The organism is Xylanivirga thermophila (genome assembly GCF_004138105.1).
In the GTDB taxonomy this organism is placed as follows: domain Bacteria; phylum Bacillota; class Clostridia; order Caldicoprobacterales; family Xylanivirgaceae; genus Xylanivirga; species Xylanivirga thermophila.
This window is the reverse complement of the sequence record NZ_RXHQ01000012.1, coordinates 56,373-83,115: the sequence shown is the minus strand read 5'-3', so window position 1 is coordinate 83,115 and position 26,743 is coordinate 56,373. Positions and strand designations below refer to the sequence as shown.

The 26,743-nt window shown below is 37.8% G+C and carries 20 protein-coding genes; 19 read left to right on the top strand and 1 reads right to left on the bottom strand.

Annotated features, from left to right (window positions below; genetic code table 11):
* Positions 1-226: 226 nt before the first annotated feature.
* From EJN67_RS07415 to pepF, 4 genes are all read left to right on the top strand, one after another.
* Positions 227-427, top strand: a complete 201-nt coding sequence (locus EJN67_RS07415) for a ferritin family protein (RefSeq protein WP_129723712.1) — start codon at positions 227-229, stop codon at positions 425-427.
* 21 nt (positions 428-448) lie between these two features.
* Entirely contained in the window at positions 449-724 is a 276-nt protein-coding gene (locus tag EJN67_RS07410; protein ID WP_129723711.1) for a spore coat protein, read from the top strand.
* A gap of 139 nt (positions 725-863) precedes the next feature.
* Positions 864-9,395, top strand: coding sequence for a GH36-type glycosyl hydrolase domain-containing protein (locus EJN67_RS07405; RefSeq protein WP_207207987.1), 8,532 nt, complete (start codon positions 864-866; stop codon positions 9,393-9,395).
* 249 nt (positions 9,396-9,644) lie between these two features.
* Entirely contained in the window at positions 9,645-11,444 is a 1,800-nt protein-coding gene (gene pepF / locus EJN67_RS07400) for an oligoendopeptidase F (protein ID WP_129723709.1), read from the top strand.
* A 226-nt stretch (positions 11,445-11,670) separates the two neighbouring features.
* On the opposite strand, the gene EJN67_RS07395 is transcribed toward pepF, so the two are convergent.
* Positions 11,671-12,222: a hypothetical protein gene (locus EJN67_RS07395; RefSeq protein WP_129723708.1), complete on the bottom strand. Its 552-nt coding sequence runs from the start codon at positions 12,220-12,222 to the stop codon at positions 11,671-11,673.
* 713 nt (positions 12,223-12,935) lie between these two features.
* Here EJN67_RS07395 and EJN67_RS07390 point away from each other — a divergent pair.
* The 15 genes from EJN67_RS07390 (at position 12,936) to cwlD (ending at position 26,711) form a co-directional block, all read left to right on the top strand.
* Positions 12,936-13,373, top strand: a complete 438-nt coding sequence (locus EJN67_RS07390) for an RrF2 family transcriptional regulator (RefSeq protein WP_129723707.1) — start codon at positions 12,936-12,938, stop codon at positions 13,371-13,373.
* A gap of 262 nt (positions 13,374-13,635) precedes the next feature.
* Positions 13,636-14,064 carry a hypothetical protein gene (locus EJN67_RS07385; protein ID WP_129723706.1) on the top strand — a complete coding sequence of 143 codons (429 nt, stop codon included), beginning with the start codon at positions 13,636-13,638 and terminating at the stop codon, positions 14,062-14,064.
* A 2-nt stretch (positions 14,065-14,066) separates the two neighbouring features.
* On the top strand, positions 14,067-14,834 hold the full coding sequence (locus EJN67_RS07380) for a LysM peptidoglycan-binding domain-containing protein (protein ID WP_129723705.1): 768 nt from the start codon (positions 14,067-14,069) through the stop codon (positions 14,832-14,834).
* Positions 14,835-14,836: 2 nt separating this feature from the next.
* Positions 14,837-15,919 (top strand): type IV pilus twitching motility protein PilT, encoded by a 1,083-nt coding sequence (locus EJN67_RS07375; protein ID WP_129723704.1) that lies wholly within the window; start codon positions 14,837-14,839, stop codon positions 15,917-15,919.
* A 31-nt stretch (positions 15,920-15,950) separates the two neighbouring features.
* On the top strand, positions 15,951-17,159 hold the full coding sequence (locus tag EJN67_RS07370) for a type II secretion system F family protein (protein WP_129723703.1): 1,209 nt from the start codon (positions 15,951-15,953) through the stop codon (positions 17,157-17,159).
* 1 nt (position 17,160) lies between these two features.
* Positions 17,161-18,051 (top strand): type IV pilus biogenesis protein PilM, encoded by an 891-nt coding sequence (pilM, locus tag EJN67_RS07365; protein ID WP_129723702.1) that lies wholly within the window; start codon positions 17,161-17,163, stop codon positions 18,049-18,051.
* Positions 18,048-18,629, top strand: coding sequence for a PilN domain-containing protein (locus EJN67_RS07360; RefSeq protein ID WP_129723701.1), 582 nt, complete (start codon positions 18,048-18,050; stop codon positions 18,627-18,629). Before pilM ends, EJN67_RS07360 begins: the two co-directional genes overlap by 4 nt.
* On the top strand, positions 18,613-19,170 hold the full coding sequence (pilO, locus tag EJN67_RS07355; RefSeq protein WP_129723700.1) for a type 4a pilus biogenesis protein PilO: 558 nt from the start codon (positions 18,613-18,615) through the stop codon (positions 19,168-19,170). Before EJN67_RS07360 ends, pilO begins: the two co-directional genes overlap by 17 nt.
* Complete coding sequence (locus EJN67_RS07350) at positions 19,170-20,915, top strand: GspE/PulE family protein (protein WP_129723699.1); 1,746 nt, start codon at positions 19,170-19,172, stop codon at positions 20,913-20,915. Before pilO ends, EJN67_RS07350 begins: the two co-directional genes overlap by 1 nt.
* Positions 20,912-22,585 carry a type II secretion system protein gene (locus EJN67_RS07345; protein WP_129723698.1) on the top strand — a complete coding sequence of 558 codons (1,674 nt, stop codon included), beginning with the start codon at positions 20,912-20,914 and terminating at the stop codon, positions 22,583-22,585. Before EJN67_RS07350 ends, EJN67_RS07345 begins: the two co-directional genes overlap by 4 nt.
* A gap of 7 nt (positions 22,586-22,592) precedes the next feature.
* A complete protein-coding gene (locus EJN67_RS07340; RefSeq protein WP_129723697.1) occupies positions 22,593-23,123 on the top strand; it encodes a prepilin-type N-terminal cleavage/methylation domain-containing protein in 531 nt (176 codons plus the stop codon).
* Entirely contained in the window at positions 23,120-24,580 is a 1,461-nt protein-coding gene (locus tag EJN67_RS07335; protein ID WP_129723696.1) for a hypothetical protein, read from the top strand. Before EJN67_RS07340 ends, EJN67_RS07335 begins: the two co-directional genes overlap by 4 nt.
* 74 nt (positions 24,581-24,654) lie before the next feature.
* On the top strand, positions 24,655-25,104 hold the full coding sequence (locus tag EJN67_RS14385) for a type II secretion system protein (protein ID WP_129723695.1): 450 nt from the start codon (positions 24,655-24,657) through the stop codon (positions 25,102-25,104).
* A 59-nt stretch (positions 25,105-25,163) separates the two neighbouring features.
* Positions 25,164-25,922 (top strand): prepilin peptidase, encoded by a 759-nt coding sequence (locus tag EJN67_RS07325; RefSeq protein ID WP_129723694.1) that lies wholly within the window; start codon positions 25,164-25,166, stop codon positions 25,920-25,922.
* 69 nt (positions 25,923-25,991) lie between these two features.
* Positions 25,992-26,711: an N-acetylmuramoyl-L-alanine amidase CwlD gene (cwlD, locus tag EJN67_RS07320; protein WP_129723693.1), complete on the top strand. Its 720-nt coding sequence runs from the start codon at positions 25,992-25,994 to the stop codon at positions 26,709-26,711.
* Positions 26,712-26,743: the final 32 nt, after the last annotated feature.

Sequence of the window (26,743 nt, the reverse complement as noted above, 5' to 3'; positions counted from 1 at the left end):
GAGCGTAGCGAAGTGCATTTTAGGCTTGACAACTTTGCTAAATGGTAAAATTTAAGATATTTTTCTTAATTATTATAGCGATTGACTTTCTGGAAGAAAAAGGTGCCAATAAAAACTTGACACACACATCAAACAATAATACATGTTTTTACAAAAAATATGTGGCATATTTAATCTCAAAAAAGAAACAATAATTACGTAATATTTTTATAAGGAGGTATATATCATGACTCAATTAACTCATAAAGAATTGCTTTTATTACAGGATAATATAAGCATGTGTCAGCAGACTGCAGATTTCCTACAAAGTTGTGTAAATACAGTAAATGATCCTCAACTCAAAAATCTATGTCAGCAAATGATACAGGATCATCAAAAAGATAGCCAGACTTTGGCAAAGCATATTTCAAGTACGCCCATGCAATAAATTATTTGAGGAGGTATGAACATGGCACAAAATCAAACTTTTAATGACAAGCAGATAGCATCGGTATTGTTAACTAATCATAAACAAAGTGCACAAAGTCTTACAAATTTGGTGTTGGAAAGTGCAAATCAAGGTATAAGACAGGATGCTCAGCAAATTTTACAGACTACTTTTCAACATCAAAAAGCCATATGGGACTATATGAATCAAAAAGGCTACTATCAGGTAGATATGGCTCCACAGCAGGAGATAACAAAAGCTCAGCAGCAAATACAGCAGCAGATGGGAATACACTGATCCATTTATATTTGGCTAAAAGTGGGGTGAACTATTCATTCATCCCACTTTTTATATTGTTATGTATTCATATTTGTTAAATGGTACATAATTAATAAGAGAAACACTGGATGTTTTTTTGCAAAGGAGTTTAGATGCAATGCTTAACATTGAAGAATTGCGAACATGTGCGAGGCAAATGGGGAGACACCATCAAATATATAAAAAAGGTAAAACAATAAAAAAAGTATTTGATAGGATAGGAAATGATCAGATTGCCCTTACTGAGGCATATAAGACCGCAAATATCGAGTTTAAGAAGAATGGTCATATGGTACCTGCTGGAGAATGGCTAATAGATAATTTTTATATGATAGAAGAACAAATAAAGGAAATACAATATATCCTTCGAAGTGGTGGAAAAGGCAGACTTCCCGTCTTAACAAACGGAGATTTTAAAATGATGCCTAGAGTATATGCTATTGCTTGCGAGATAATAGATAAGACAGACGGGCATGTAGATGAGGATATTATTTTTAATTTTATAGATGCATACCAGAAAGAACAGGTTCTAAGCAATAGGGAACTTTGGTCTATGCCATTTATGCTAAAAATAGCACTTATAAAAAGAATAAGTAAGATATCTTCTAAGATACTTGAGACGAATAAGGAATGGCAAAAGGCAGATATATGGGCTGATAAATTTTTGTCTGCATTGGAGGAACCTAATGCAGAACTTTACAAAATAATAAATCAGCATGATGCTTATATAAAAGAAATAAGCGATTGTTATGGTGAAAGATTATTAAAAAAATTGAAGGTTCAAGGTAGTAAGGCTGTACCTATAATAAAGTGGCTGGATGGCAAGGTTGCACTGCAAAATACTAGTATGGATGAGATGATCCAGCAAGAGCATCAAAGGCAGACTGCATACCAAATATCTATGGGTAATGCCATAACAAGTCTAAGATTTCTTGCAGGAATAAAGTGGGAGGATATATTTGAAGATTTAAGTGCCGTTGAAAAGATATTGGAGCAGGATCCAGCAGGTATATATAAGAGTATGGATTTTATATCCAGAGAGTATTATAGGCATCAAGTGGAGAAATTGGCAGAAACAACAGGCAAAAGTGAAACAGATATAGCGACCATGGCCTTAAAATTAGCACAGCAGGGAGCAGAGGAGAAAACTGATCAAGATCAACGCTATATGCATATTGGCTATTATCTTGTAGATAAAGGTAAAAATAGTATAAAAACTTCACTAAAAAATCCAGCTATTATTTATATTGGGGGTATAACGGGGGTTTTCTTACTTTTGATGTATATAGTTTTGCATTTGGCTTATACACTAGGAGATAAACCTTCGGCTGGGATTATGATCTTATCTGCCATTGTATCCGTAGTACCCGTTCTTAGTATAACAACTTTGGCAATTAATTGGGTAGTTAACCATATACAGACCCCCAGATTGCTTCCAAGGTTAGAGCTTAAGGATGGGATACCGGAAGATTTTTCAACAATGGTGATAATACCAACATTATTGACCAATCCGCATAGGGTTATAGAATTGGCAGAACAGATGGAGGTTTTCTATCTAGCAAACCAAGAAAAAAATTTATATTTTGCCCTTGTAGGGGACTTTAAGGATTGTAAAAAAGGACAATGTATGCCTGGAGATGAAAAAATAGTGGAAGCAGGTATAAAAGCTATTAATGAATTAAATGCCCGATACGGTCAAGATATATTTTACTTTTTTCATAGGGATAGGCAATGGAATGAAGCACAGTCTTCATGGATGGGGTGGGAAAGAAAGCGTGGTGCCTTAGTAGAATTTAATAAATTGGTAAAAGGTGATGAGAATACTAGTTATACTACAAAAATAGGCAATATGGAGAAGCTTTCGAGTATAAAATATATAATAACTCTAGATGCGGATACCCAATTACCAAGGGATACGGCCAAAAAACTCATAGGGGCCATGGCGCACCCTTTAAACAGACCCATACTTAATAAAAACAGTACCAGGGTAGTAGATGGATATGGACTTATGCAGCCCAGAATTGGTGTTGCGGTAGATAGTGCAAGTAGGTCATTTTTTTCATTGACATTTTCTGGTCAAACCGGTATAGATCCATATACTACTGCAGTTTCAGACGTATATCAGGATTTCTTTGGAGAAGGAATATTTACTGGCAAGGGTATATACGATGTTGAAACATTTAATATTGTTTTAGGTGATGCCATACCTCAAAATACGGTATTAAGTCATGATTTGCTTGAAGGTTCATATATAAGGGCAGGCCTTATAAGTGATATAGAGCTTATAGATGGATATCCATCTCATTATATAGCTTATTCTATGAGGCAGCATAGATGGGTAAGGGGAGATTGGCAGCTTATTCCATGGCTAGGGCGTAGAATAAAAAATGCAAGGGGAGAAGTATTAGAAAATCCCATAAATGCAATTTCGAAGTGGAAGATATTTGATAATTTAAGACGTAGTCTTTTGTATCCTAGTCTATTTATACTGCTATGGCTCGCATTTTTATACCTTCCAGGGGGATTAGGATTATGGATAGGGCTGGCAGTTATTACACTTGCTTTTCCGTTGGTATTGGATGCCATAGGTAAGGTAGCTGCTTTATCAAAAAAACAATATATTCAAAGTGGAAAGGATGTAATATGGCAGGTTCTTCTTTCTTTTATATTTTTGGCATATCAGACTTATTTAATGTGTGATGCCATATTTCGTACTATAGGCAGGGTATTCTTTACCCATAGAAATATGCTAGAATGGGTCACTGCGGCAGATACTGAAAAAAAATTTAAAGGTAGTAGAGAGGATTTTTGGCGAAAGATGTGGCCTTCCACTGCTATAGCTATTCTATTTTTTATGAGGATGTTAATTACGTTAAAAACTAATTTGGCTTTAGCAGGTGTATTCACAATTATATGGGCATTAGCTCCATATGTAGCATACTTGATAAGCCGTCCAAAGGAAAACAGATTACCTGAATTGTCAGATGATCAAATAAAGCAGCTTCGCATAATAGCAAGAAAAACATGGAGATATTTTGAAGATTTTGTGACAGCTGAAGATCACTGGCTCCCGCCTGACAATTACCAGGAGGATCCAGCAGCAGGGGTAGCCCATAGAACTTCACCGACCAATATAGGATTTCTATTATCTTCTACACTGGCAGCTAGGGATTTAGGCTATATAGGTACTTTAGAGATGATAGGCCGGCTAGAGCGCACTATAAACAGCATAATAGAAATGGATAAATGGAATGGGCATTTATATAACTGGTATGATACCCAAACATTAAGACCAATGAAACCACTATATGTATCATCTGTAGATAGCGGAAATTTAGCTTGTTATCTGTTAGTGACAAGGCAGGGTCTAGTTAATTTACAGGAAACACCCATTATAAATCAAAATAATATTCTAGGATTTGAGGATACGATGGCAATCTATGCTCAATTGGAAGAAGAAATAGATTTACATGATCTTACACTTACTAAGTGGTTTGGTATATTATCAGATGTAAGCATCAGCGATAGGCGTTTACAAGATATTATAGATGTATATAGGCGTGATATAGAGGAATTGTTTCCATGGGTAGATCTGCTCCTTCATTTGCCAGGACTAATAGATGTTGAGGATGAAAAATATTTAGAAATTAAAGGTATTATGAAAGAGCTTGCAGATATGCTTGACAGTCCCATGTCAATTGCAGGCCTTCTAGACGAATACAATAATATGTTAGATAAATTATCCCAAGCTATTGCATATATAAACAAGTGTGGCAAGGTTGATAGTTTATTTAACGAGGCACTTAACTGGCTCCAAAGAATTGAATTGGCACTTGCAAAATCATATTTTGCTTGTAGACGATGCATGCATAGATGTAGGAATCTAATAGAAAAGATAGATAGCCTATTTAATGATATGGATTTCTCTGTATTATATGATAAAGAACTAGAGATATTTTCAATAGGCTATGATGCAGAGGAACAAAAGCTCTCTAACAGTTACTATGATCTGTTAGCTTCAGAAGCTAGGCAAACCAGTTTTATTGCCATTGCAAAGGGAGATGTTCCACAGAAGCATTGGTTTAAGTTAGGCAGGACACTTACTTTGATAGATGGATCAAGCTCTCTTTTATCTTGGAGTGGGACAATGTTTGAATATCTTATGCCCCTCCTTATAATGAGAAATTATGAGTATACACTCCTTGATGAAACGTATAAATCGGTTATAAAGGCGCAGATGATCTATGGTGAACAAAGGCGGGTGCCTTGGGGTGTATCGGAGTCAGCGTTTTATGCATTTGATATGCAGTTTAATTATCAGTATAAAGCCTTTGGTGTGCCAATGCTCGGTATGAAACGAGGGCTTATAAACGATATAGTAATATCACCGTATTCTACCTTGATGGCTCTATCTGTTGCACCACATTATGCGGTAAAAAACATAGATGTATTGATAGAGGAAGGGCTTAATGGTAAATATGGTATGTATGAAGCTATAGACTATACTCCTACAAGATTGCCCCATAAAAAGAAGAGTATGATTGTAAAGAGTTTTATGGTGCATCATTTGGGTATGAGTCTTATGGCGTTGGATAATTTTCTAAATGATAATATAATGCAGACTCGATTTCATGCTTCACCTATGGTTAAGGCCACGGAACTGCTATTACAGGAGAGGATGCCTCAGCGAGAAGTATATATAAAGGATTATGAGATAGAGAACCTAGCAAGGGTATCCGAAAAGCAGATGCGTGATATAAGGGCAGTAAGGGAATACAATACTCCCCATACTTCCGTCCCTCAAGTACTTATTCTTTCAAATGGTAGTTATTCTACCATGGTGACTAATAGCGGTAGTGGCTATAGTTATTGCAAAGGTGTAGCTGTAAATAGATGGCGTGGAGATGTAACAAGGGATAACTTTGGTATGTATTTTTATATACAGAATTTAAATTCCAATAATTTTTGGTCTGCTGCCTATCAGCCGTGTAATATGCTTCCTGAAGAATATAAAGTGCTATTTGAATCGGATAAGGCGGTATTTACGAGAAGGGATGGAAGTATAGAAACACGTACAGAGGTAGTCGTATCTCCAGAGCATAATGTAGAAATTAGAACTATGACTATTGCAAACAAGGGAAAACATAGCAGAGTATTGGATGTTACTAGTTATATGGAAGGAGTATTATCCCCTTTGGAGGCTGATATTGCCCATCCTGCGTTTAATAATCTATTTATTCAAACGGAGTTTATACCGGAGAATAATGCGTTGCTTGCCGTAAGACGACCGCGTGATAAAAAGCAGAAGGAAGTATGGGCTGTCCATACGGTGGTATCTCAAAGATCTACTATAGGGCCTGTACAATATGAAACTGATAGGTTAAAATTTATAGGACGCGGACGGGATTTATCAAATCCATTGGCTATGGAAGCAGGTAAGCCCCTTTCAGGGAGTGTAGGTGCCGTGCTAGATCCTATAATGAGTTTAAGATGCAGGTTAGATGTATTACCGGGTGAATCGGTAAAACTTGCCTTTTTAGTTGGAATGGCAGACAGCAGGGAAGGTGCATTAGCCCTTGCCCAAAACTATCAAAGTTTTTCTACCATTTCAAGGACTGCAGAGCTTTCATGGACTCACAGTCAAGTTGAACTGCGCTATCTTGATATGAACGCAGAAGAGGCCAATTTTTATCAAGACATGGCCGCTCATATACTCTATTTTTCACCTTCCCGAAGATTGAGGGAAGAAGATATATTAAAAAATAGAAAAGGACAGTCTGCCCTATGGAAGTATGGTATATCAGGAGATGTACCGTTGGTGGTTATGGAAGTTAGTAGCATAGAGCATATGCATTTGGTAAAAAGTTTGCTAACTGCCCATGAATATCTAAGATTAAAAGGTATAGAGATGGATCTTTTGTTTATAAACAGCTATGGAAATAGCTATGAGCAGCCAGTTCAGGACAATATTATAGATATGGTATCGGTGAGTCATGCAAGGGAATTGCAAGGTAAAAGGGGAGGAGTATTTGTTTTACAGGATAATATTATTTCTGATGAAGATAAAACCCTTATAATGACGTTTGCTAGCTTAGTATTTTATGGTGGAGAAGGTGGGCTTTCTGATCAACTAAATATGACTAGAGCTAATGAGTTGTTACCCAAGGTATTCACCCCTTCAAGGCTTGCAAGTATATATGCTGCTAGGGCGTATACAGAGAAAAGGTATCTACCTAAACCCTCGGATTTATTATTCTTTAACGGCTTAGGAGGATTTTCGAAGGATGGGAGGGAGTATATAATGTTATTGAAGCAAAACATTAGATGCCCTCTACCTTGGAGCAATATCATAGCAAATGAGGAATTCGGATTTTTGACAACTGAACTTGGAGGAGGTTATACATGGCATAAAAACAGCAGACAAAACAAACTTACTCCATGGTCAAATGATGCTGTACTGGATACTCCTGGTGAGGTAGTATATTTGAGGGATGAGTATACTGGAGATATATGGACTATAACTCCTAACCCGATCCCATCAGGTGATAGTTGTGTTGTAAGATATGGATGGGGTTACTCGTCTTTTCAATCATATAGCTATGGTATAGAGGCCTATGAGACTATGTTTGTACCAATAAACAATTCTGTAAAGATTGTATCCATATCCCTAAATAATACTGCCAATGTACGTAGGCGTATTAGCCTTACCTATTATGCTGAATGGGTACTTGGAGTAAATCGTGAGGAAACAGGTAAGTTTATAACTACCCAGTGGGATGGGCAAAACTCCATATTATGTGCTACCAATGCATATAATCAGGATTTTGCAGGAAATATAGCGTTTTTATCTTCAAACAAGCCTATCGCATGTTATACAGGTGATAGGATGGAGTTTATAGGCCGAAATAAAAATTATGAAAATCCAGCAGCGCTAAAGCGAACTTGCCTGTCTGGTAGAACAGGCGGAGGGTATGATAGCTGCGGGGCAGTGCAGGTAATTGTGGAGATACCTCCAAACTCATCGGAGAGAGTAGTATTTATGTTAGGTCAGGAAGAATCTATGGGCGGTATAAAGAAAATAGTAGATACCTATAGGGATATAAATAAGGTGGATGAAAGCCTAGAGCATGTTAAGGCATTTTGGCAGGATAAATTGGGTGCCATAAGCGTATCAACTCCAGATAGCTCCATGGATATAATGCTAAATGGATGGCTTATGTATCAAACGATAGTATCCAGATTATGGGGTAGAACTTCGTTCTATCAAGCAGGAGGAGCATACGGTTTTAGAGATCAGCTTCAGGATATACTTGCCATTTTATATATTGACCCGGATGCAGCACGTAGGCAGATATTACTGCACGCTAGTCACCAATTTACCCAGGGAGATGTGCAGCATTGGTGGCATTCACCATTTAAAGGGGTTCGCACCAGAATAACAGACGACAGACTGTTTTTGCCATATGTAGTGGCTGAATATATGGAAGTTACGGGAGATTATGATATATTAAATGAGGAAATTGCCTTTTTAGTGGATGAACCATTAAGGGATGATGAACATGATAGATATTCAGTACCTGAGATATCCTCGGCAAAGGCAACACTATATCAACATTGCCTACAGGCAATAGATATATCGCTTCAATTTGGAGATAAGGGATTACCACTCATGGGCGGAGGGGACTGGAATGATGGTATGGACAAGGTGGGCATAGAAGGCAAGGGTCAGAGTGTATGGTTAGGTTGGTTTTTATATGCAGTACTCAATCGTTTTATTCCCATATGTTACAGGGTAAATGATAATGCAAATGGAGAAAGGTACCAAGATACATCAAAAAAACTCTTAGAAGCTGTAGAGAAAAATGCCTGGGATGGAGGGTGGTATAGGAGGGCGTATTTTGATGATGGTACTCCCCTTGGCTCGGAACAAAATGAGGAGTGTCAAATAGATTCTATATCCCAGTCATGGAGTGTTATATCAGGTGGGGGAAGATCTGCCCGGGTAAATGAAGCCATGCGGTCCATGGAACATTATCTTGTGGATAGGGAATTGGGTATTATAAGGCTTTTAACTCCTCCTTTTGAGAAGTCAGAATTAGAGCCTGGATATATAAAAGGATATGTACCAGGTGTAAGGGAGAATGGAGGGCAGTATACCCATGCCGCTATGTGGGCGATATGGGCATTTGCAAAGATGGGAAAAGGGGATAAGGCAGAAAGGCTTTTTCATATGCTAAATCCCATAAACCATACCCGAACGCTTATGGAATGTAATAGATACAAAGTGGAGCCCTATGTAGTAGCGGCAGATGTATATTCCTATCCACCCAATGAAGGCAGGGGAGGATGGACATGGTATACTGGATCGGCTTCCTGGGCCTATAAGGTTGCTTTGGAAGGAATATTAGGTTTTAAAAAGATAGAGGATAAACTTATAATAAATCCATGTATACCTTCTGAGTGGTCTAAATTTAGCATAGTATATAGATATGGAAAATCTATCTATGAGATAAAGGTACAGAATTTCAACCATGTAGTCTATGGAGTTGAAAGGATAGAAGTGGATGGAGATGTTATAGATCAAGATTTTATACCCTTGATCGATGATGGCTGTAGCCATGAAGTAAATATAGTGATGGGAGACAGCTAGTTTTAAACTAGCTGTCTTTTTGTAATTTCTTATAGTCATAAAAATAAATATAATCATCTATACCATCTTTTAGCTTTTTGTATGTTTTGCATTTTAATGTGCCTCAATTTATATTGTATTATTTATTTTAAAATTATGAATCGCAGAACTATAAGGTTATCGTTGCATGAAAATTAGTATTTATGATAAAATCTTATTATAATGTATAGAATATAGTAAATTAAAGCACAAGAGGAGAGGGATGGTAATTTGTCAAATAATGTATTGCCTAGGAGAGATGAGATAGACAATAAATTTAAGTGGAAGCTAGAAGATATATACTCTAATGAGGGCAAATGGGAAGAGGATTACCAGGCGGCGAAATCTGCAATATCAGAGATAGAGGGCTATAGAGATAGGTTGAGCTCTGATGCTCATGAACTTCTAGAGGCGCTCAATCACTATTATGAAACCCAGCGTATATTAGAGAGGTTATTTGTCTATGCCCGAATGAGAAAGGATGAGGATAATTCAAATTCGAAATATCAGGCTCTCAGCGATAGGGCACAGACCTTATTGGTCGAGTTTGGAAGTGCGTCTTCCTATATAGTACCAGAGATACTAACAATAGATGAGGAAGTGCTCAAGGGATGGGTCAAAGAAGATAGAGGTTTTGATGTATATAGGCAGTTTCTAAATGAAATACTTAGGGAAAAAGCTCATGTGCTCTCGCCCGAAGAGGAGCAGATACTTGCTATGGCGGGGGAAGTATGCGATGCGCCGGCACAAATATTCTCTATGATAAACGATGCAGATATAAAGTTCCCACATATTAAAGATGAAGATGGGGAAGAGGTGGAGCTAACTAAGGGCAGATATATAGCCTTCCTAGAGAGCAAAGATAGAAGAGTTAGAGAAGACGCCTTTAGGGCGCTATATGATACCTATGGCAAGCAGAGGAACACCTTGGCGACCACATTTGTATCCAACCTCAAAAAGGATATGTTTATATCTAATACTAGAAGATATAATTCAAGTCTTGAGGCGGCTCTGTCTGGAGATAATGTGAAGGTAGAGGTATATGATAGACTGATAGAGACGGTGGAGGACAACTTAGGGTCCATGTATAGATATCTAGATCTCAGGAAGCGTGCACTGGGGCTAGACGAGTTACACATGTATGATATATATGTCCCTTTTGTAGAGGATGTGGATATGAAGATCTGCTATGAAGAGGCTAAAGATATGGTTGCAAAGGCACTGGAGCCACTAGGAGAGAAGTATATAGAGATACTAAAAGAGGGTTTTGATGCCGGTTGGATAGACACGTATGAAAACATAGGAAAGACCAGTGGTGCATACTCTTGGGGTTGTTATGATACCCACCCCTATGTACTTATGAGCTATCAAGATAATCTAAATAGTGTATTTACACTGGCACACGAGATGGGGCATGCCATGCACAGCTACCATTCAAATAAGAATCAGCCCTATCCACTTGCAGGCTATAGGATCTTTGTTGCAGAGGTGGCATCCACTTTAAATGAGATACTTTTAACTCACTATCTTCTCGACACTATAGATGACAGGGCGACTAGAGCATATATCATAAATAACTATCTAGAGGGATTTAAAGGTACTGTATTTAGACAAACTATGTTTGCAGAATTTGAGCGCATAGTACATGGTGAAATCTTAGCTGGTACCCCTCTGACCTGTGAGAATCTATGCAGCATATATTACGATCTGAATAAGAAATATCATGGAGATAATATTGTAATAGATAAAGAGATAGCGATGGAATGGGCTCGAATTCCCCATTTCTATTCCTCTTTTTATGTCTACAAATATGCCATAGGTTTTTCTGCAGCATCGACCTTAGCTAAGGGGATACTGGATGGAAAAGAAGGTGCAGTTGATCAATATATAGAGTTCTTATCGAGTGGAGGATCTGATTATCCAGTTGAGCTATTAAAGAGAGCTGGGGTGGATGTGTCAACGCCTAGACCTATAGATGAAGCTATAGATATGTTTGATAAGTTTGTTGATGAATTAGATTTACTTATATAGATGTAAAAAAGCTATAGGCGGTGTTAAAATTCATCACCTATAGCTTTTTGTGTGTTTAACATAGATATTAACTTGGTAGTGAAAGTTTGCTATAGGCTGGGCAATATGAGTTTTTTAAAGGCATATAAGCACTGATAGGCTAACAAAAAAGATGACTACAAGGACAAATATGCTAAATCAATTGAATGAAAAATTCAATTTTGTACCAAGTATCCTGTTGGCAAGGTCACGGTCTATACTGTTCTACTATATACATTATTTTGTCATCTACTATGGAAAAATGCCAAATTTTACTTTCATAATCATGTTTTTCAAAATACCTTTTTAAATCTAGTAGAGAGATCTGATACATTGTAGCTGAATCGGCTAGAAGCCATATCCTGCAATTATCATCTAATTTGTATTCTACTATATTATCACTATTATTTTTAATGCGAAAACCGTTAGGCTCCTTTTTATCTAATATCCATTCTACATCATCGACCTTAATCGTGTTATTTCCTACTTTTTGGATATATCCCATGATATGATTTTCAAAATCCTCAATTGCAAATTCTCCCTCTTCTCTATAATTTAGTATTTTGCTAGGTACCCATCTATCATCAAAATAGCCTGAGTATTTCTCTAAAAATTCTGCTGTCAAGGTATCTGGTTGAGAATCTATCTTAGTACTAGAATCCTTCGGCGATTTTTGGCAACCCATCAGTGAGAAAGCTAGGATAGATATAGTCATCAATAAAATTATATTTATGCTTGTGCACTTGTTATTACTTATCATTTATAATTCCCTTTCGATATAAATATTTAATTACTTTTTTATTGGTGTATATCTGTTAACAACATCGCTTAAATATCTATGCATATAAGTTGTTCCTTGATATAAGCCGTCTGTTGTACTTTCATATGTGCTCACCATATTTTTCTATTCATCGATTGCTCATCTCTACAATTAAATAATGCTAAAGAAGCATGGTTTTGTATGCTGGTTAAAGAATACTAATAATAATTTTCCTGCTATTGTGATATATTAAAATGAATAGGTGGTATCACAGTTATTCTTGTGCACATGTTCAATGTCTATTTTAAAATCGAATTTCAATTACTATGGATATCAAAATATTACTATTCCATCCTAATCATACCACCACCTGTTATATCTAGCAAGTCTTATATTTCTTTGATAGGGATTTAGCATCTAAAAAAATAAGTGGGGGATAGCCTATAGAAATTAAAGCTTGGGATGAAGACAATTTTAGCAATAAGTAAGTTTTTGTTGGAAATTTTAAAGCTTAAATTAAGCAAAAATAGGGGTGAAGCTAAAAAGCTGAACCTTGAAATATAGCGAAATAAAGCTCTCAGAGTTTTCGAGATCGTACAATTCATGAATTGAAGCTAGTTTATGTTTTTATTGACAGGATTAATTTTATATAGTATTATAATACAAAAAACATACTGGATAACTAGGAATTCAAAAGGAGTGGATACATCAATATGAAATTATCGACTAAAGGGCGGTATGGAGTAAGGGCAATGTTTGAATTGGCTCTCCATTATCCTAAAGCACCTATACCTTTAAAGGATATAGCTATGAATCAAGATATATCAGAAAAATATTTAGAACAAATTTTTTCTGCTTTAAGGAAGATGGGATTGGTAAAAAGTATAAGGGGTATGCAGGGGGGGTATGAGCTTGTATCCTCTCCACAGGATATTACAGTAGGACAGATATTAAGGGTACTTGAAGGAGATCTTGCTCCAGTGGATTGTATACTAGACGAGAGTGTTGGTAAATGTGATAGGTATGATAGTTGCGTCACAAAATATATTTGGAAGCGGATAGGCGAAAGTATAAACGATATAGTAGATTCGATAAGTCTCCAGGATCTGGTGGATGATTATAGGTTAAAGGAGCAGGATTATGCCCATTAATGTACCGGACAATTTGCCTGCGGTTTATAATTTAAATATTATAGGTACCCTAAACTAGAGGGTATCTTTTTTATATAAATCGTTAATATTGTAATATCTTAAATTTATAATCTACAGATAAGTATATAACTCAGTTCATTACTAACCAATTTTCTATATAATATCTTTTAAAATATTAAAATATACTATATAATTAAATATATAGGGCAAAAGTCCCAAAAACAGGATTGAATTATGGTATAAAGAGGGAGTTTATAGGGGAATGAAGAGGATTAGATGTTTTATAGTTTTTTTAACAGTATGCTTTATGATATTTATTTCAGGATGCAAAGAAAAATCACCGTCTGAAGTACCGGACATAGATGAAGGGTTGCCTAATATCGTTGAGACGGATGAAGATAATGCCAAGTTTTCAGTAGAGCCTCAGACAAACAATGAGATAAAAAAAGAGATCAGAGATCCTTTTGTTCCACCTGTAAAACTTTTAGGCACTATTATTACTGATAACGGAAAAGATCAGGCTATAGTGGAGATTGATAACAGGTCGCTTATACTCTCTATAGGAGATAAACTGGAAGGCAAATGGCAAGTGGATGAAATAGGATATGATTATATATATTTAAAAAAGGATGGGGAGAACATCAAGATAGACATCTCTTCATATGCTAATGTTCAGACAGGGGGAGAATAGATATGAAAAGAAAAATAAGTATACGACTAAAGGTCATATATATATATATTATGGTAGCAGTATTTACCCTTGGGCTGTTCCCTTCTCCCGCCTACAGTGATGGTCCTGGGGAGCGCTTGTACATAGTAAAAAAAGGAGATACATTGCAGAAGATTTCACGCAGTGTAGGAGTGCCCATGGATGATATCATAAGCCTAAATGGTTTAAAGGATAAAAACATTATATATCCTGGGCAAAGTCTTAGATTAAGCTCCACAGGACAGGTTAATAACAGCACACAAAATAATGTAACCATAAATATAAAGGGAGCAGCGCTTTATGATGTATTAAATATGTTTTCAAATATCATGGACATAAATATTATGCTCCTTGAGAATAGTTCTTCAAAGGTAAATATAGAGCTTAAAGATGTGCCAGTATATGAGGCTATGGAATATGTGATACAGTCCCAGGGAATGGGGTATACAAGGCAGAATAATGTAATAATTGTAGGAAATTATGAAACTCTTAAGAAGGATTTCTTTTTGGATATGCAAATTACAAAGTTTGATTTAAGATACATATCTTCAGATGCATTAAATGAAAAGATACGGCAATTGTCTCTACCTGTAGAGGTCATAGTAGTAGAGGGAAATCTAAATAGTATATGGGTTCAAGGTACCTTGGAATCCATAGAAAAGGTGAAGGAACTTATAAGCAAACTGGACATACCAGAAAATATAGTTTCTCGTGAACAGCCAAGCGAGATTCCCACTGAGGGGGAAAATTAAATATGGATATAAATGAGCTTTTAGAGTTGACTGTAAATAAGAAGGCGTCAGATCTGCATCTGGTAGCAGGGGCATCACCATATATACGTATAGATGGGCTCCTTATTCCACAGGACTATCCTTTACTAACACCTGAAAGCCTGGAGGAGATGCTCTTTTCCATACTTACAGATGAGCAGATATACCAATTAAAGCATGATCTTGAGCTGGATTTTTCATATTCTATTCCTTCCCTTGCCAGGTTTAGAGGTAATATTATGTATCAACGTGGGAGCCTAGCGGCAGTATTTAGAGTGGTGCCCTATGATGTACCGGATATAAAAAAATTGGGTTTGCCGCAGGCAGTTGAAAGATTATGTACTTTAAAAAGTGGCTTAGTACTAGTTACAGGTCCTACAGGTAGTGGTAAATCCACTACCCTTGCTTCTATGATAGAACTTATGAATAATAGTAGGAGTCTTAATATAGTTACCATAGAGGATCCTATAGAGTTTTTACATAGGCATAAAAAGTCCATAGTCCGCCAAAGGGAGGTGGGAGTGGATACCCATTCGTTTTCAGAGGCGTTAAGACATGTATTACGGCATGATCCGGATGTTATACTGATTGGGGAGATGAGGGATTTATCAAGCGTATCCGTTGCCCTTACAGCGGCGGAGACAGGGCATTTGGTATTATCTACTCTGCATACCCAGACAGCCCCCCTCACCATAAGCAGGATAGTGGATATATTTAGCCATGATGAACGGGAGCAGGTAAGGCAGCAGCTTGCAAATTCCCTACAGGCGGTCATATCTCAAAAACTCATTCCCCATGCTTCAGGTAAGGGTAGAGTGCTTGCTGTTGAGCTTATGCTAGGCTGTCCTCCAGTGCGCAATCTTATACGTGATAATAAGGAACATCAATTGTATACTGTCATACAGACAAATGGTGCCATGGGCATGCAGACCATGGATCAGTCCCTTGGAAAGTTATATGTTTCAGGTAAGATTACTAGGGAGGATGCCTTTGAAAACTGTGTAGATAGGCAGGAACTTGAACGGATAATAATAAATCAGGGTATTGGAAATGGTTTGTTTTTATAATCCATTTATATAGGATGGTGGTGAATAAAAGTTGCAGAATTATGCATATGAGGCTATAAACAAATCCGGTCAGATAATAACAGGAAATATAAAAGCTGATGGTGAAGGTGAAGTGGTAGATAGACTTAAGAGAATGGATGCCCGTGTAATAGATATAAAACCCGATAAAAAGGAGCAACGTATAGCTTTTTTAAAGAAATCAAAAAAGGTAAAATTAGGAGATATAAGTCTATTTAGCCGTCAGTTTGCATCTATGATAGATGCAGGCATACCTATTACTAGATCATTGTATACATTAAGTAGCCAGTCTGAAAACCCTACTCTTAAGGCAGCTATTAAAGATATTGCTGCTAATGTAGAGGGTGGAATGGCATTAAGTGATGCTATGGAGGCATATCCCGATATATTTTCTTCATTATATATAGGTATGGTAAAGGCTGGGGAGACTAGCGGTGCTTTAGGTGAGATGCTTGAGAGATTATCTGATCAATTACAAAAGGAAAAGTCTTTAAATGATAATGTGCGTTCTGCCACTTCATATCCCATGATGGTATTGCTTTTTTCCTTTATGATGTTTTTTGGAATGCTTTATTTTTTAGTGCCACTATTTAAAGACTTTTTCCCGCCAGATATGGAATTACCTGCCCTAACTCGCGGTGTGATGTCCATGTCTAATTCCCTCAGGCAGTACTGGTACATATGGATATTTTCCATTGTAGCAGTTGTTACGGGAATAAAAGCATATAGAAAAAGTCCGGTTGGTAAGAAACGCTGGGAGCAGATGCGCCTTAGGATGCCAGGGTTTGGACCATTATATCATCGGACCATAATAGCACGTTTTTCCCGTACCTTTGCTACTCTGTTAGATAGTGGAATACCAGTGGTGCAGGCATTAAATCAAGCCGGTCTGTCATCTGGCAGTATTATAATTCAGGAAGGGGTAATGGATGCAGCCAATTACATACAGGAGGGGAAAAATATATCCCAGCCTTTGGGGCAACATGCTGTATTTCCTCCCATGATGATACAGATGATGGCTGTAGGCGAAGAAACGGGAAATCTTCCTAATCTGTTAAAGCGTATTGCGGAATTTTATGAAGATGAAGTGGTTACCATGGCAAAAAATCTTACATCTGTTATAGAGCCACTTATGCTCATTATAGTAGGTGTGTTGATAGGTACAATACTCATTTCCTTGTATATGCCCATATTTACTGCTGTAACGCAAATAGGAGGTTAACATGAGAGTTTTACGCAGGAAGGCTATAGGTGTTGTTGTATATGATCATATAATAAGGGCTGTATCCTTTGAAAAGGTACAGAAAAAGCCAGTATGTAGGGGTGAATTTGAGTATCCCTTGCCTGATGGGGCAGTAAAAGATGGCATAATATTGGATGTCTATAAGGTTTCAGAAGGGATAAAGGGCATGTGGTCTAAGTATAAACTAGGCAAGGATAATATAATACTTGGCATATCGAACAGTGGCGTGATTGCAAGATTTGCATATTTCCCTGATCTTCCTGAGGACAAGTTGGCAGGCTTTGTAAAATATCAAGCTCAGGAGTATATTCCTATGCCTGTAGAGGATGTGGTATTAGATTATATAATAGTGGACCGAAAAAAGGGCGAGCAGGGTGAACAGCTGGAGGCTTTGATGGTGGCTGCATCTAAAAAGATGGTGAATGATTTCATAGTAGCTTTTTCAGAGTCAGGGTTAGATATATCCGATATTGATTATCTACCCATTGCACTTTTAAGAATGTTGCCTCTGGAGGCACAAAATAGTGGCGTGGCGATGGTTCATCTCTTCGACGGGAATGGAGCTATACTTATTATCCAAAATGGCATACCCCGTCTTGCAAGGCATTTTTCTGTAAATGCTCCTTCGAATATTGAACCAGATAAAGGAATGCACAAGGAAATATCTGAGGTAGTGTCCTCCATAAAATATTACCAGACCCATTCTCAATCAGTTGATATACAGAAGGTGTTTTTATGCGGTCAACCGCGATGTGTAAATGATACTATAGCGCCTCTTGAAAGTGCCCTATCCATTCCAGTAGTTCCATTAAAATCTGCATATAATACGGCGGTGGAGACCAGTTTGGCTTTGAGGGGGATTGGCTTATGATACCCCTTAAAGACAATATTAGTCTTTTGCCACAGGAAATAAGGTTAGAGCAACACAAAAAGTATATTCAAAGGATATATATAATAGCAATAATTATAGCGTTTTTAATAGGGATAGCTGCTTTATCAATTATGAAGGTATATGAAGTGTCATTAAAGCTTGAGAATGACAGATTGGAGCAGCAAAAGGGCATAATGGAGCAACAGATAAATAAAATGGGACAATATGAAACGGCTAAGAGAGATATGGATATGCTCGAAAGCACCATAAAGAAAGCAGGAGATCCTAGAATAGATTGGAAGAAAATCATGGGAGAAGTAGGATACTGCACGCCATATGGTGTGTGGCTAGATGGGATGGATGGAAGTTTTTCTGATGAAGGAAATATCACTATACGGGGTTTTTCCCATAGCCATGGGGCGGTATCAGAATTTATCGATCAATTAAAAACAAGCGTTCTATGGGAAGATGTATCGTGTGAATTTTCCGATTATACGAATATGGATGACCAAGGGATTGTACAATTTGAAATAAGGGCTATATTAAAGGCGGGCGATAGGGATGAAGATGGTAAATAAATCGGTATCCAATCAAATTTTATTGGTTTTACTTATCATTACAGTGACATGTTTTGCAATTATAGTATATTTAGAATATAAAAATATAGGGGATATACAGTATAAAATTACTATGGCTCAAGACGATTTACTAAAATCACAGGTAAGGCTTCAGGTATTAAACAAGCTAAAGGAAGATTATCCTCAATTTGAGCAAAAATTAGCACTATATGGGAGATTGATACCAGATACGCCTGACGAACAGGATATTATAAAAGATATGGATAGGCTTTTAAATGCATCTGGGGCACGTCTTAAACATATAAGTTTTGACGGTAGTGAGCCGTCGGAAGGCTTTGTAGCGATGCCCATGAGCATTACAATAGATGCTAATTATTTTTCCCTACTGAATTTTTTAGATGCGTTAGATGGATATAACAGGCTGATAAGGATTGATAGTATTTCAATGGGACGGCAATCTGATACGAGTGAGCTCAATGTGAATATGTCATGCAGAGCCTTTTATAGGCAGGAAAATTCGGATAAACAGGGTGATAATTGATGGAGATAAGCTATATAGGTGAGTACCTAAAGAATAATCATATAATTACAGATAAACAGTTAAAAAGGGCTCTGGAGACTCAAAAAAAGGGTTTAGAAGTTGGAAGACGGGTAAGGCTGGGTCAGTTATTGGTAGATATGGGATATTGCACAGAAGAACAGGTAGCCCGGGCGTTGGCACATATATCCGGTGTACCCTTTATATCGCTAAATGATCTATCCATAGATAAAAATGCTGTCGGACTGTTATCTGCTGAACTGGCTGCCCAATATCAGGCATTGCCCATACGTTTTAATGGTCAGTATTTGCAGGTTGCTATGCTAAATCCTAGTGATGTGATAGCAGTAGATGATCTTAGGATATTGACAGGTTATGATATAGAACCTGTGGTAATAGCCGATAGCGATTTAAAGGCAGCTATTCATAATTTTTCACTATCAGAGGCTAAAGGGGAGTCTAACGGGCGGGGTGAAGAATATGAAAATATTAAATCTACTGCCTATTCATTTTTATATGGGAATAGTTCCATGGATGTTGTGGATTATGACGATATGGATATTAAACAGGATATGGGTAGTGAAAAACCTGCAGTGCAGCTTGCAAATCAGATATTTGTGCAGGCGGTGCATGCTTCTGCAAGCGATATACATATAGAGCCCCAGGAAAAGGATATGCGTGTGCGTTTCCGCATAGATGGAGTGATGCAGGAGGCTATGCGTCAGCCCAAGGAGATACACCCATCTTTAGTTTCAAGGCTAAAGGTAATGGGAAATATGGATATAGCTGAAAGGCGTATACCTCAGGATGGCAGAATGAGTATAAAGGTAGATGACAAGATTATAGATGTGAGGGTTGCTTCACTTCCTACAGCCTATGGAGAAAAGCTTACCATGCGGCTTTTAGAGCGTAATTCAAAGCTTATTACACTAGAAGAGCTGGGGTTTCCTAAAAATCAACTTGGACATTATAGGGATATAATAGGATTTCCATATGGATTTATACTAGTTACAGGGCCCACTGGGAGCGGTAAGAGCACGACCCTTTATTCCACGCTTGTGGAGCTTAATTCGGAAGATAGGAATATAATCACCATAGAGGATCCAATAGAGAGGCGCCTTGAGGGGTTGAACCAAATACAGGTAAATACCCGTGCCGGTATGACATTTGCATCAGGACTCAGATCCATTCTAAGGAGCGATCCTGATATTATAATGGTAGGTGAGATAAGGGACGAGGAAACGGCCAGAATAGCAGTAGAATCTGCATTGACTGGACACTTGGTACTTTCAACACTTCATACTAACGATGCAGCAGGTGCCGTTACCAGATTAAATGATATGGGGATAGAGCCATATCTTACTGCTTCATCATTAGTTGGAGTAGTGGCTCAAAGGCTTGTAAGGGTTTTATGTCCCCTTTGCAAGTCAAGCTATACACTAACCAGACATGAGATTCTAAATAGCGTGCCTGATTTTCCCATGGGAGATGATGAGGATAGTATAAATCTATATAAGCCCAAAGGCTGTCTGCATTGTAATTATACAGGATATAAGGGGAGAATGGGCATATTTGAAGTATTAAGAATGACGGATGAAATTGAACATCTTATACTTAATAGGGGTTCTGCCTTTGAAATAAAGGACAGGGCAATAGGGTGTGGTATGGTACCATTGAGGCAGGATGGCCTTGATAAGGTAAGAAGGGGTATAACCTCCCTTGAGGAGTGTCTAAGGGTGATAGTATGAAAAAAGGCAGTGAAGGGTTTACTATGGTAGAATTAGTGATAGCCATGTCCATATTTTTTATAGTTGCAACGGCTTTAATTCCACTATTTGCATTTGCTGCAAAACAGTCCAATAAAAACCGACTTGATGTGGTTGCACATAATCTGGCAAACAGTCAGATGGAATATATCCGCTCCCTTCCATATGATAAAGTGGGGGTGGTAGACTCAAACCCTAGCGGCATTATAGATGGAGAGATGGCAAAGTCCATAGATGGGGTTGAGTATAGGGTTGATACTCAGGTAGATTGGGTAGATGATCCGGCTGATGGTTTAAATGAAAAGGATCCGATTCCATATGACTATAAGCGGATTATTGTAACGGTAAGCTGTTTAAATCCTTATACTAAGAAGCTGGAGAAACTCGCCAGCCTTGCCTCAAATATATCTCTAGAAGGTGAAGAGACGCTCTGTGATGGAGGCAACCTCCGCATAACAGTGTGCCATGCATGGAAAAGTGTTGGAAACAGCAATATACAGCCTATTAAGGGCATTAAAGTGGAGTTGTTTAAGACCAATGAAGAGGACATATTTCATCAGGTGCTATATACCAATGATAACGGTAAGGTATTGTTTGCGGGATTGGATGAGGATATATATACGATAAAAGTGGATGCGGAGTCAATGGGATATATGATTCATCCACAGCAGGTCTTTAAAAACTATCAAATAACTGAGGGGGGTACCGTAGATGATAGGATAGAGGTGGAGAAACCCTGCAGCATACAGATACATATATACGATAATGAGAATAAAAAGGTATCAAGTGGTAGTGCTATTTTAGATACACCGTTTGGCTCAAAGGTTTCTAAGAAGATTGAAAATGGGTTTGTTAAAATGGATAAATTATGGCCGGTTGGTGGGGGAGAACAGGGTGGTGCCTATAACCTAAATATAATAGCCAGTGGATTTCTGTCATATGACCTTAGACAAGATAAGGCTGCGCCATGGAATGGTTTTTTTGATTTTCCAGGTCAGGTAAAGGATATAGATATATATCTAAAAAGGGCAAATGCTTGCATAAAAGTAGTAGGAAATAATAACCCGGTACCAGGTGCAGAGGTGGATATATACAGAAAGGGAATAAATAGTGCTAAAGACGAATGTATAATAAAAGGTGCTGAAACTTTGGATGATGGATGTATAAGGATTGGGCTGGATGATAGTGAATACATAGATGAGGGCGAAAATGGGTATTATTATGTGAATGTAAAAGCAGATGGTTATGAAAAGATTGTAGGGGATGAACATAGATTTAGAGTACAGGATGGGATACAATTGGATATGGATGGACATTCCATATCCGAATACGTAGTAGAGCTTGTTCCAAATAAAGCCGGTGCATCTTTGGCCGTTATAGTAACGGATGGGTACGGGTGGCCTATAAACGGTTTACCAATACTTATTGAACGTTATAAGAGTTGGGATGGAGATAAATCTGATTTTTCGGCCCAAACCATTACAGGGATATATGGCTCTCCAGGATATGCGATTTTTAATGATTTGCCTCCGGGAAAGTACAAAATATATCGACCCAAGAGCTATTGGTACGGTGATAAGTGGAAGTTGGAAGCCAATATAGAGATACAGGGTGGACAGAATACAGTGTATATCGAGATAAAGAATAGGTGAGACATATATGGATAAAAAAGGTTTTACACTGGTTGAGCTTATACTGGCCATGTCTTTGCTGTCAATAATTTTAGTACTTATACTCAATTTTACTCATTTTACCGTATCAAACTACAAATATGCTACAGTACAGTCCTATGCTTTGCAGTCTGCTAACAATGCCCTCTATACAATAGAGGATGATGTAAGACAGGCAAGGAGCCCTAGGGAAAATGAGCATGCCATTGAGATATTGGATGCGGGAAAGGGGCTTAAGGTATATTTAACTGTTCCTAATACCGCTTCATATTACACAGTCCTATACAAGTTGGATAGGGGAAATTTAATAAGAGAAGAGGATGGCGACTATGATAATCAAAAAATAGTTGCTAGGGACATAGCCAATAAGGATGATGAACCTGTGTTTTCCCTATCAGCATCTAAAAGTGGTAAACAGATTATAGCAGTTCATATGTTGATAAAAGAGGATAAACATAGTAAGCCTGTGGATATTTCTACACAGATATCGATGCGGGTGAATATGAAGGTGAAACCATGAAAAGGATGAGTAGAGATAACTTTGGTATAGCCCTGCCCATTGTTGTGATAATAGCATCTGTAGCTACCTTGCTTGCCTTTACTGTCGCACTGGTAGTACAAAATCAATCTGTCTCCAATATAAAATATGCGGGACAAAACAAGGCACTTAATATTGCTGAGGCGGGTATAGCAAGATATATGTGGCATTTAAACAAGGACTCCGAGTATTATAAAAAAGAAGAATATTCAAGGGATGAGCTTAGACCAAATGCCATAGTAGAGTTTAATCAGGATGGGTATTCAGGTGCCTACTATATACAGGTGGAGCCACCTACAACTAATTATCCCGTATTAACCATACGCTGTACTGCGTGGCTAATTGAGGATCCGTCCAATAGGGTAACTATACAGATAAAGACACGTAAAAAGGAGTTTGTCCAAAGTGTATATGGAAGTGATAATGAATTCAATACCGAAGGTAAAAGGGTATATTGGGTTACAGGTGATGAGGTTTACGGTCCAATACATACAAATGGGGATCTTTATATAGATGGGAATCCAATATTTCACAATAAGGTAACCTATTCGGGAAAATTAAATGTAGCATATGGCAGTCGCCCTGTATATGAAGAAGGAATACCACAAAAAGTAGCCCCCCTTACTTTTCCACCTTCAAACAGTCAGCTTAAGACCCATGCAAAGATAAATGGTCATTATTATAATGGACGTACTTGCATATATTTAAAGGGAAGTAGTATGGATGTGTTGACATTTGATGGGGATAAGGGCGAATGGAAGAGATATAATAATCGTCCATTGCCATCTAATGGTGTAATATATGTGGATGGTACGGAAACCCAGGATCCTAGATATAAATGGGATACATATATGGGTAATGTATTTATATCTGGTACCTTAAAGGGGAGATTGACCATAGCAGCAGCAAATAACATATATATTACTGCAAAAGATCCTACCGATTCATATAGGAATGCCCAGCCCACTAGAGGCATTGTATACAATACTCCCGCCTTTGATCCGGCAGGAAATGAACAACAGACGGACGACATGCTAGGGCTTGTAGCCAATGGATTTGTAAGGATACTGGAGCAGGATTGGCCATCAACTAGCTATTGGAATTATGAGTGGGTGGGAAATGTGGCACCATACAAAATCTCAATACATGCTGCCATCTTTGCCCTCAACTGGTCCTTTGAGCTGGAGAACTACAATTCAGCTCCCGCCTTGGATACGGTGTATCTGGTAGGCGCTATAACCCAGAAATACCGTGGGGCTGTAGGCACATATTATTCCGGGTCATATAATAAAAAGGTAGTGAGCGGGTATAAAAAGGTATATAGGCATGATCCAAGGATGGCATATGATACACCGCCCCACTTTTTAGAGCCTGTAAATGCAGGATGGGAGATAATAGATTGGACAAAGCTCCCGCCTGAAGATATACCTGGGGTATGATGGTTTTCCATCTAGTCAAAACGGCATAGATGGATTATAATAAAAAAATAATATATGTTGGAGGGGAGATACATATGTATAAAGAGAATAATCAGAAGAGAGAAAACAAAAAGAATAAGGGCTTTACCCTAGTAGAGCTTATGGTGGTAATAGGTATCATTGCCATATTGACTGCTATTGCAATACCGGTGTATAACAATGCCCAAACAAAGGCTGCCCAAACTGCCCATGAGGCAAACATAAGGGTATTAGAGGGTGCAGCTATGACTGCCATAGCATCTGAGGGAGTACCGAAAGCGCCAGTTACATGGAATAGTAATGAAAGTGCAACAACGGAAGGTGGGTACAAAGCGGGAGATTATGTAAAAGATTGGCCTGAAGTGCCCAATGGACTAAAAGCTAAAAGTACAGGTACCGATGGGAAAGAAAAAACTGAGCCTGTAACTGGAACATATACAGTTACTATCGATACTGATGGAAAAATAACTGTTAATGTGGTTCAAAAATCTAGTAATCCATCATAACAAAATTATTTTATACTAACACCAGCATATGCTGGTGTTTTTACTAGGGGGGTGAATAGGTGGCGGTTTTAATCTTTATACTGGGGAGCATTATAGGCAGCTTTTTCAATGTATGTATATATCGCATACCAAGGGATGAGTCCATCTCATATCCACCATCCCATTGTACAGTATGCACTCATAGGCTTATGCCCCTTGATATGGTGCCTATACTAAGCTATATATTTTTAAAGGGGCGATGCAGGTATTGCGGTGAGCATATTTCAATTCAATATCCACTAGTGGAAGCCCTAACGGGAGGGCTTTATCTTGCACTTTATTTAAAGTTTGGGATAGGTATAGAGCTTTTATTCTATGGTATACTCATATCTATCCTTATAATAATTTCAGTTATAGACATACATCATGCCATAATTCCCCCATCCCTTATCATAATTGGCATGGTATCTGCCGTGATATTTAATCTCATAGGATGGGGCAGGCCTTTTTTAGACAGCATATATGGATGTTTGGCGGGAGCAGGAGTGATACTTTTAATGGATATTCTATCCCTTTTATTGTTTAAAAAGCAGGGGATGGGGGGCGGAGATGTAAAGCTTATGGGTATGGTAGGTCTTTTTATGGGGCTTAGGTATGTGCTTTTATCTATTTTATTTTCAATATACATAGGTGGTATTACATTTCTCATACTTATAATCGCCGGGAAGATAAAAAAAGGATCATATATACCATTTGGCCCATTTTTATCACTGGGTACTTTGGTAAGCCTCTTTTTAGGGGCTCAGATAATAATGTGGTATACATCAAAGTTTTTTTAACAGCTAATCATAGGTCAAGCATCTAATGTAATATGCATAGTATAGCATAGTTTGTTTGGGGGTTTTTTTATGAAGGTGTTTTTTATAAAGAGGCGGTGGCTTTTTCTTTTCTGGATGCTTCTAGGTGTCCTGCTTATAGGTATGTACATATTAAAAATCATAGATGACCAATCAATTGCTACATTTGCATCCCCCATAAGGGGTAGGATAATAGTAATAGACCCTGGACATGGTGGTATAGATCCTGGAGCAGTAAGTAAAAACGGTACAAAGGAGGATTCCATAAATCTCTCTATATCTAACAAGCTTAAAGCATATTTTGAAAAAGAAAATGCAAAGGTGATAATGACTCGCACAGATGAGGATGGGGTATATGATTCATTGGGTAATTTAATAAGGAAAAAAGGGCAGGATATGCAGCGGCGCATTGATATCATATCTAATAGCAATGCTGATGCAGTTATAAGCATACATCTAAATTATTTTTCACAGTCACAGTACTATGGGGGTCAAACCTTTTATATGAAGGGGAGCGCTGAAGGGGAAAAACTTGCAATGTGTATACAGTCAAAGCTTATAGAGGTACTGGGCAGGGGTAATAAAAGGGAGGCAAAACCTGTGGATAATCTGCGCATACTAAAGGCGGGAGCCGCTCCTAGCGTCTTAGTAGAATGTGGATTTTTATCCAATCCGGAAGAGGAACAGTTGCTGAAAGACCCTAAATATCAGGAACAGGTAGCCTGGGCTATATACAGTGGTATTGTGGATTATTTTGCCCAGTCGAGATAAATATAGTGATCATATAGGAGGTAGATAATCAT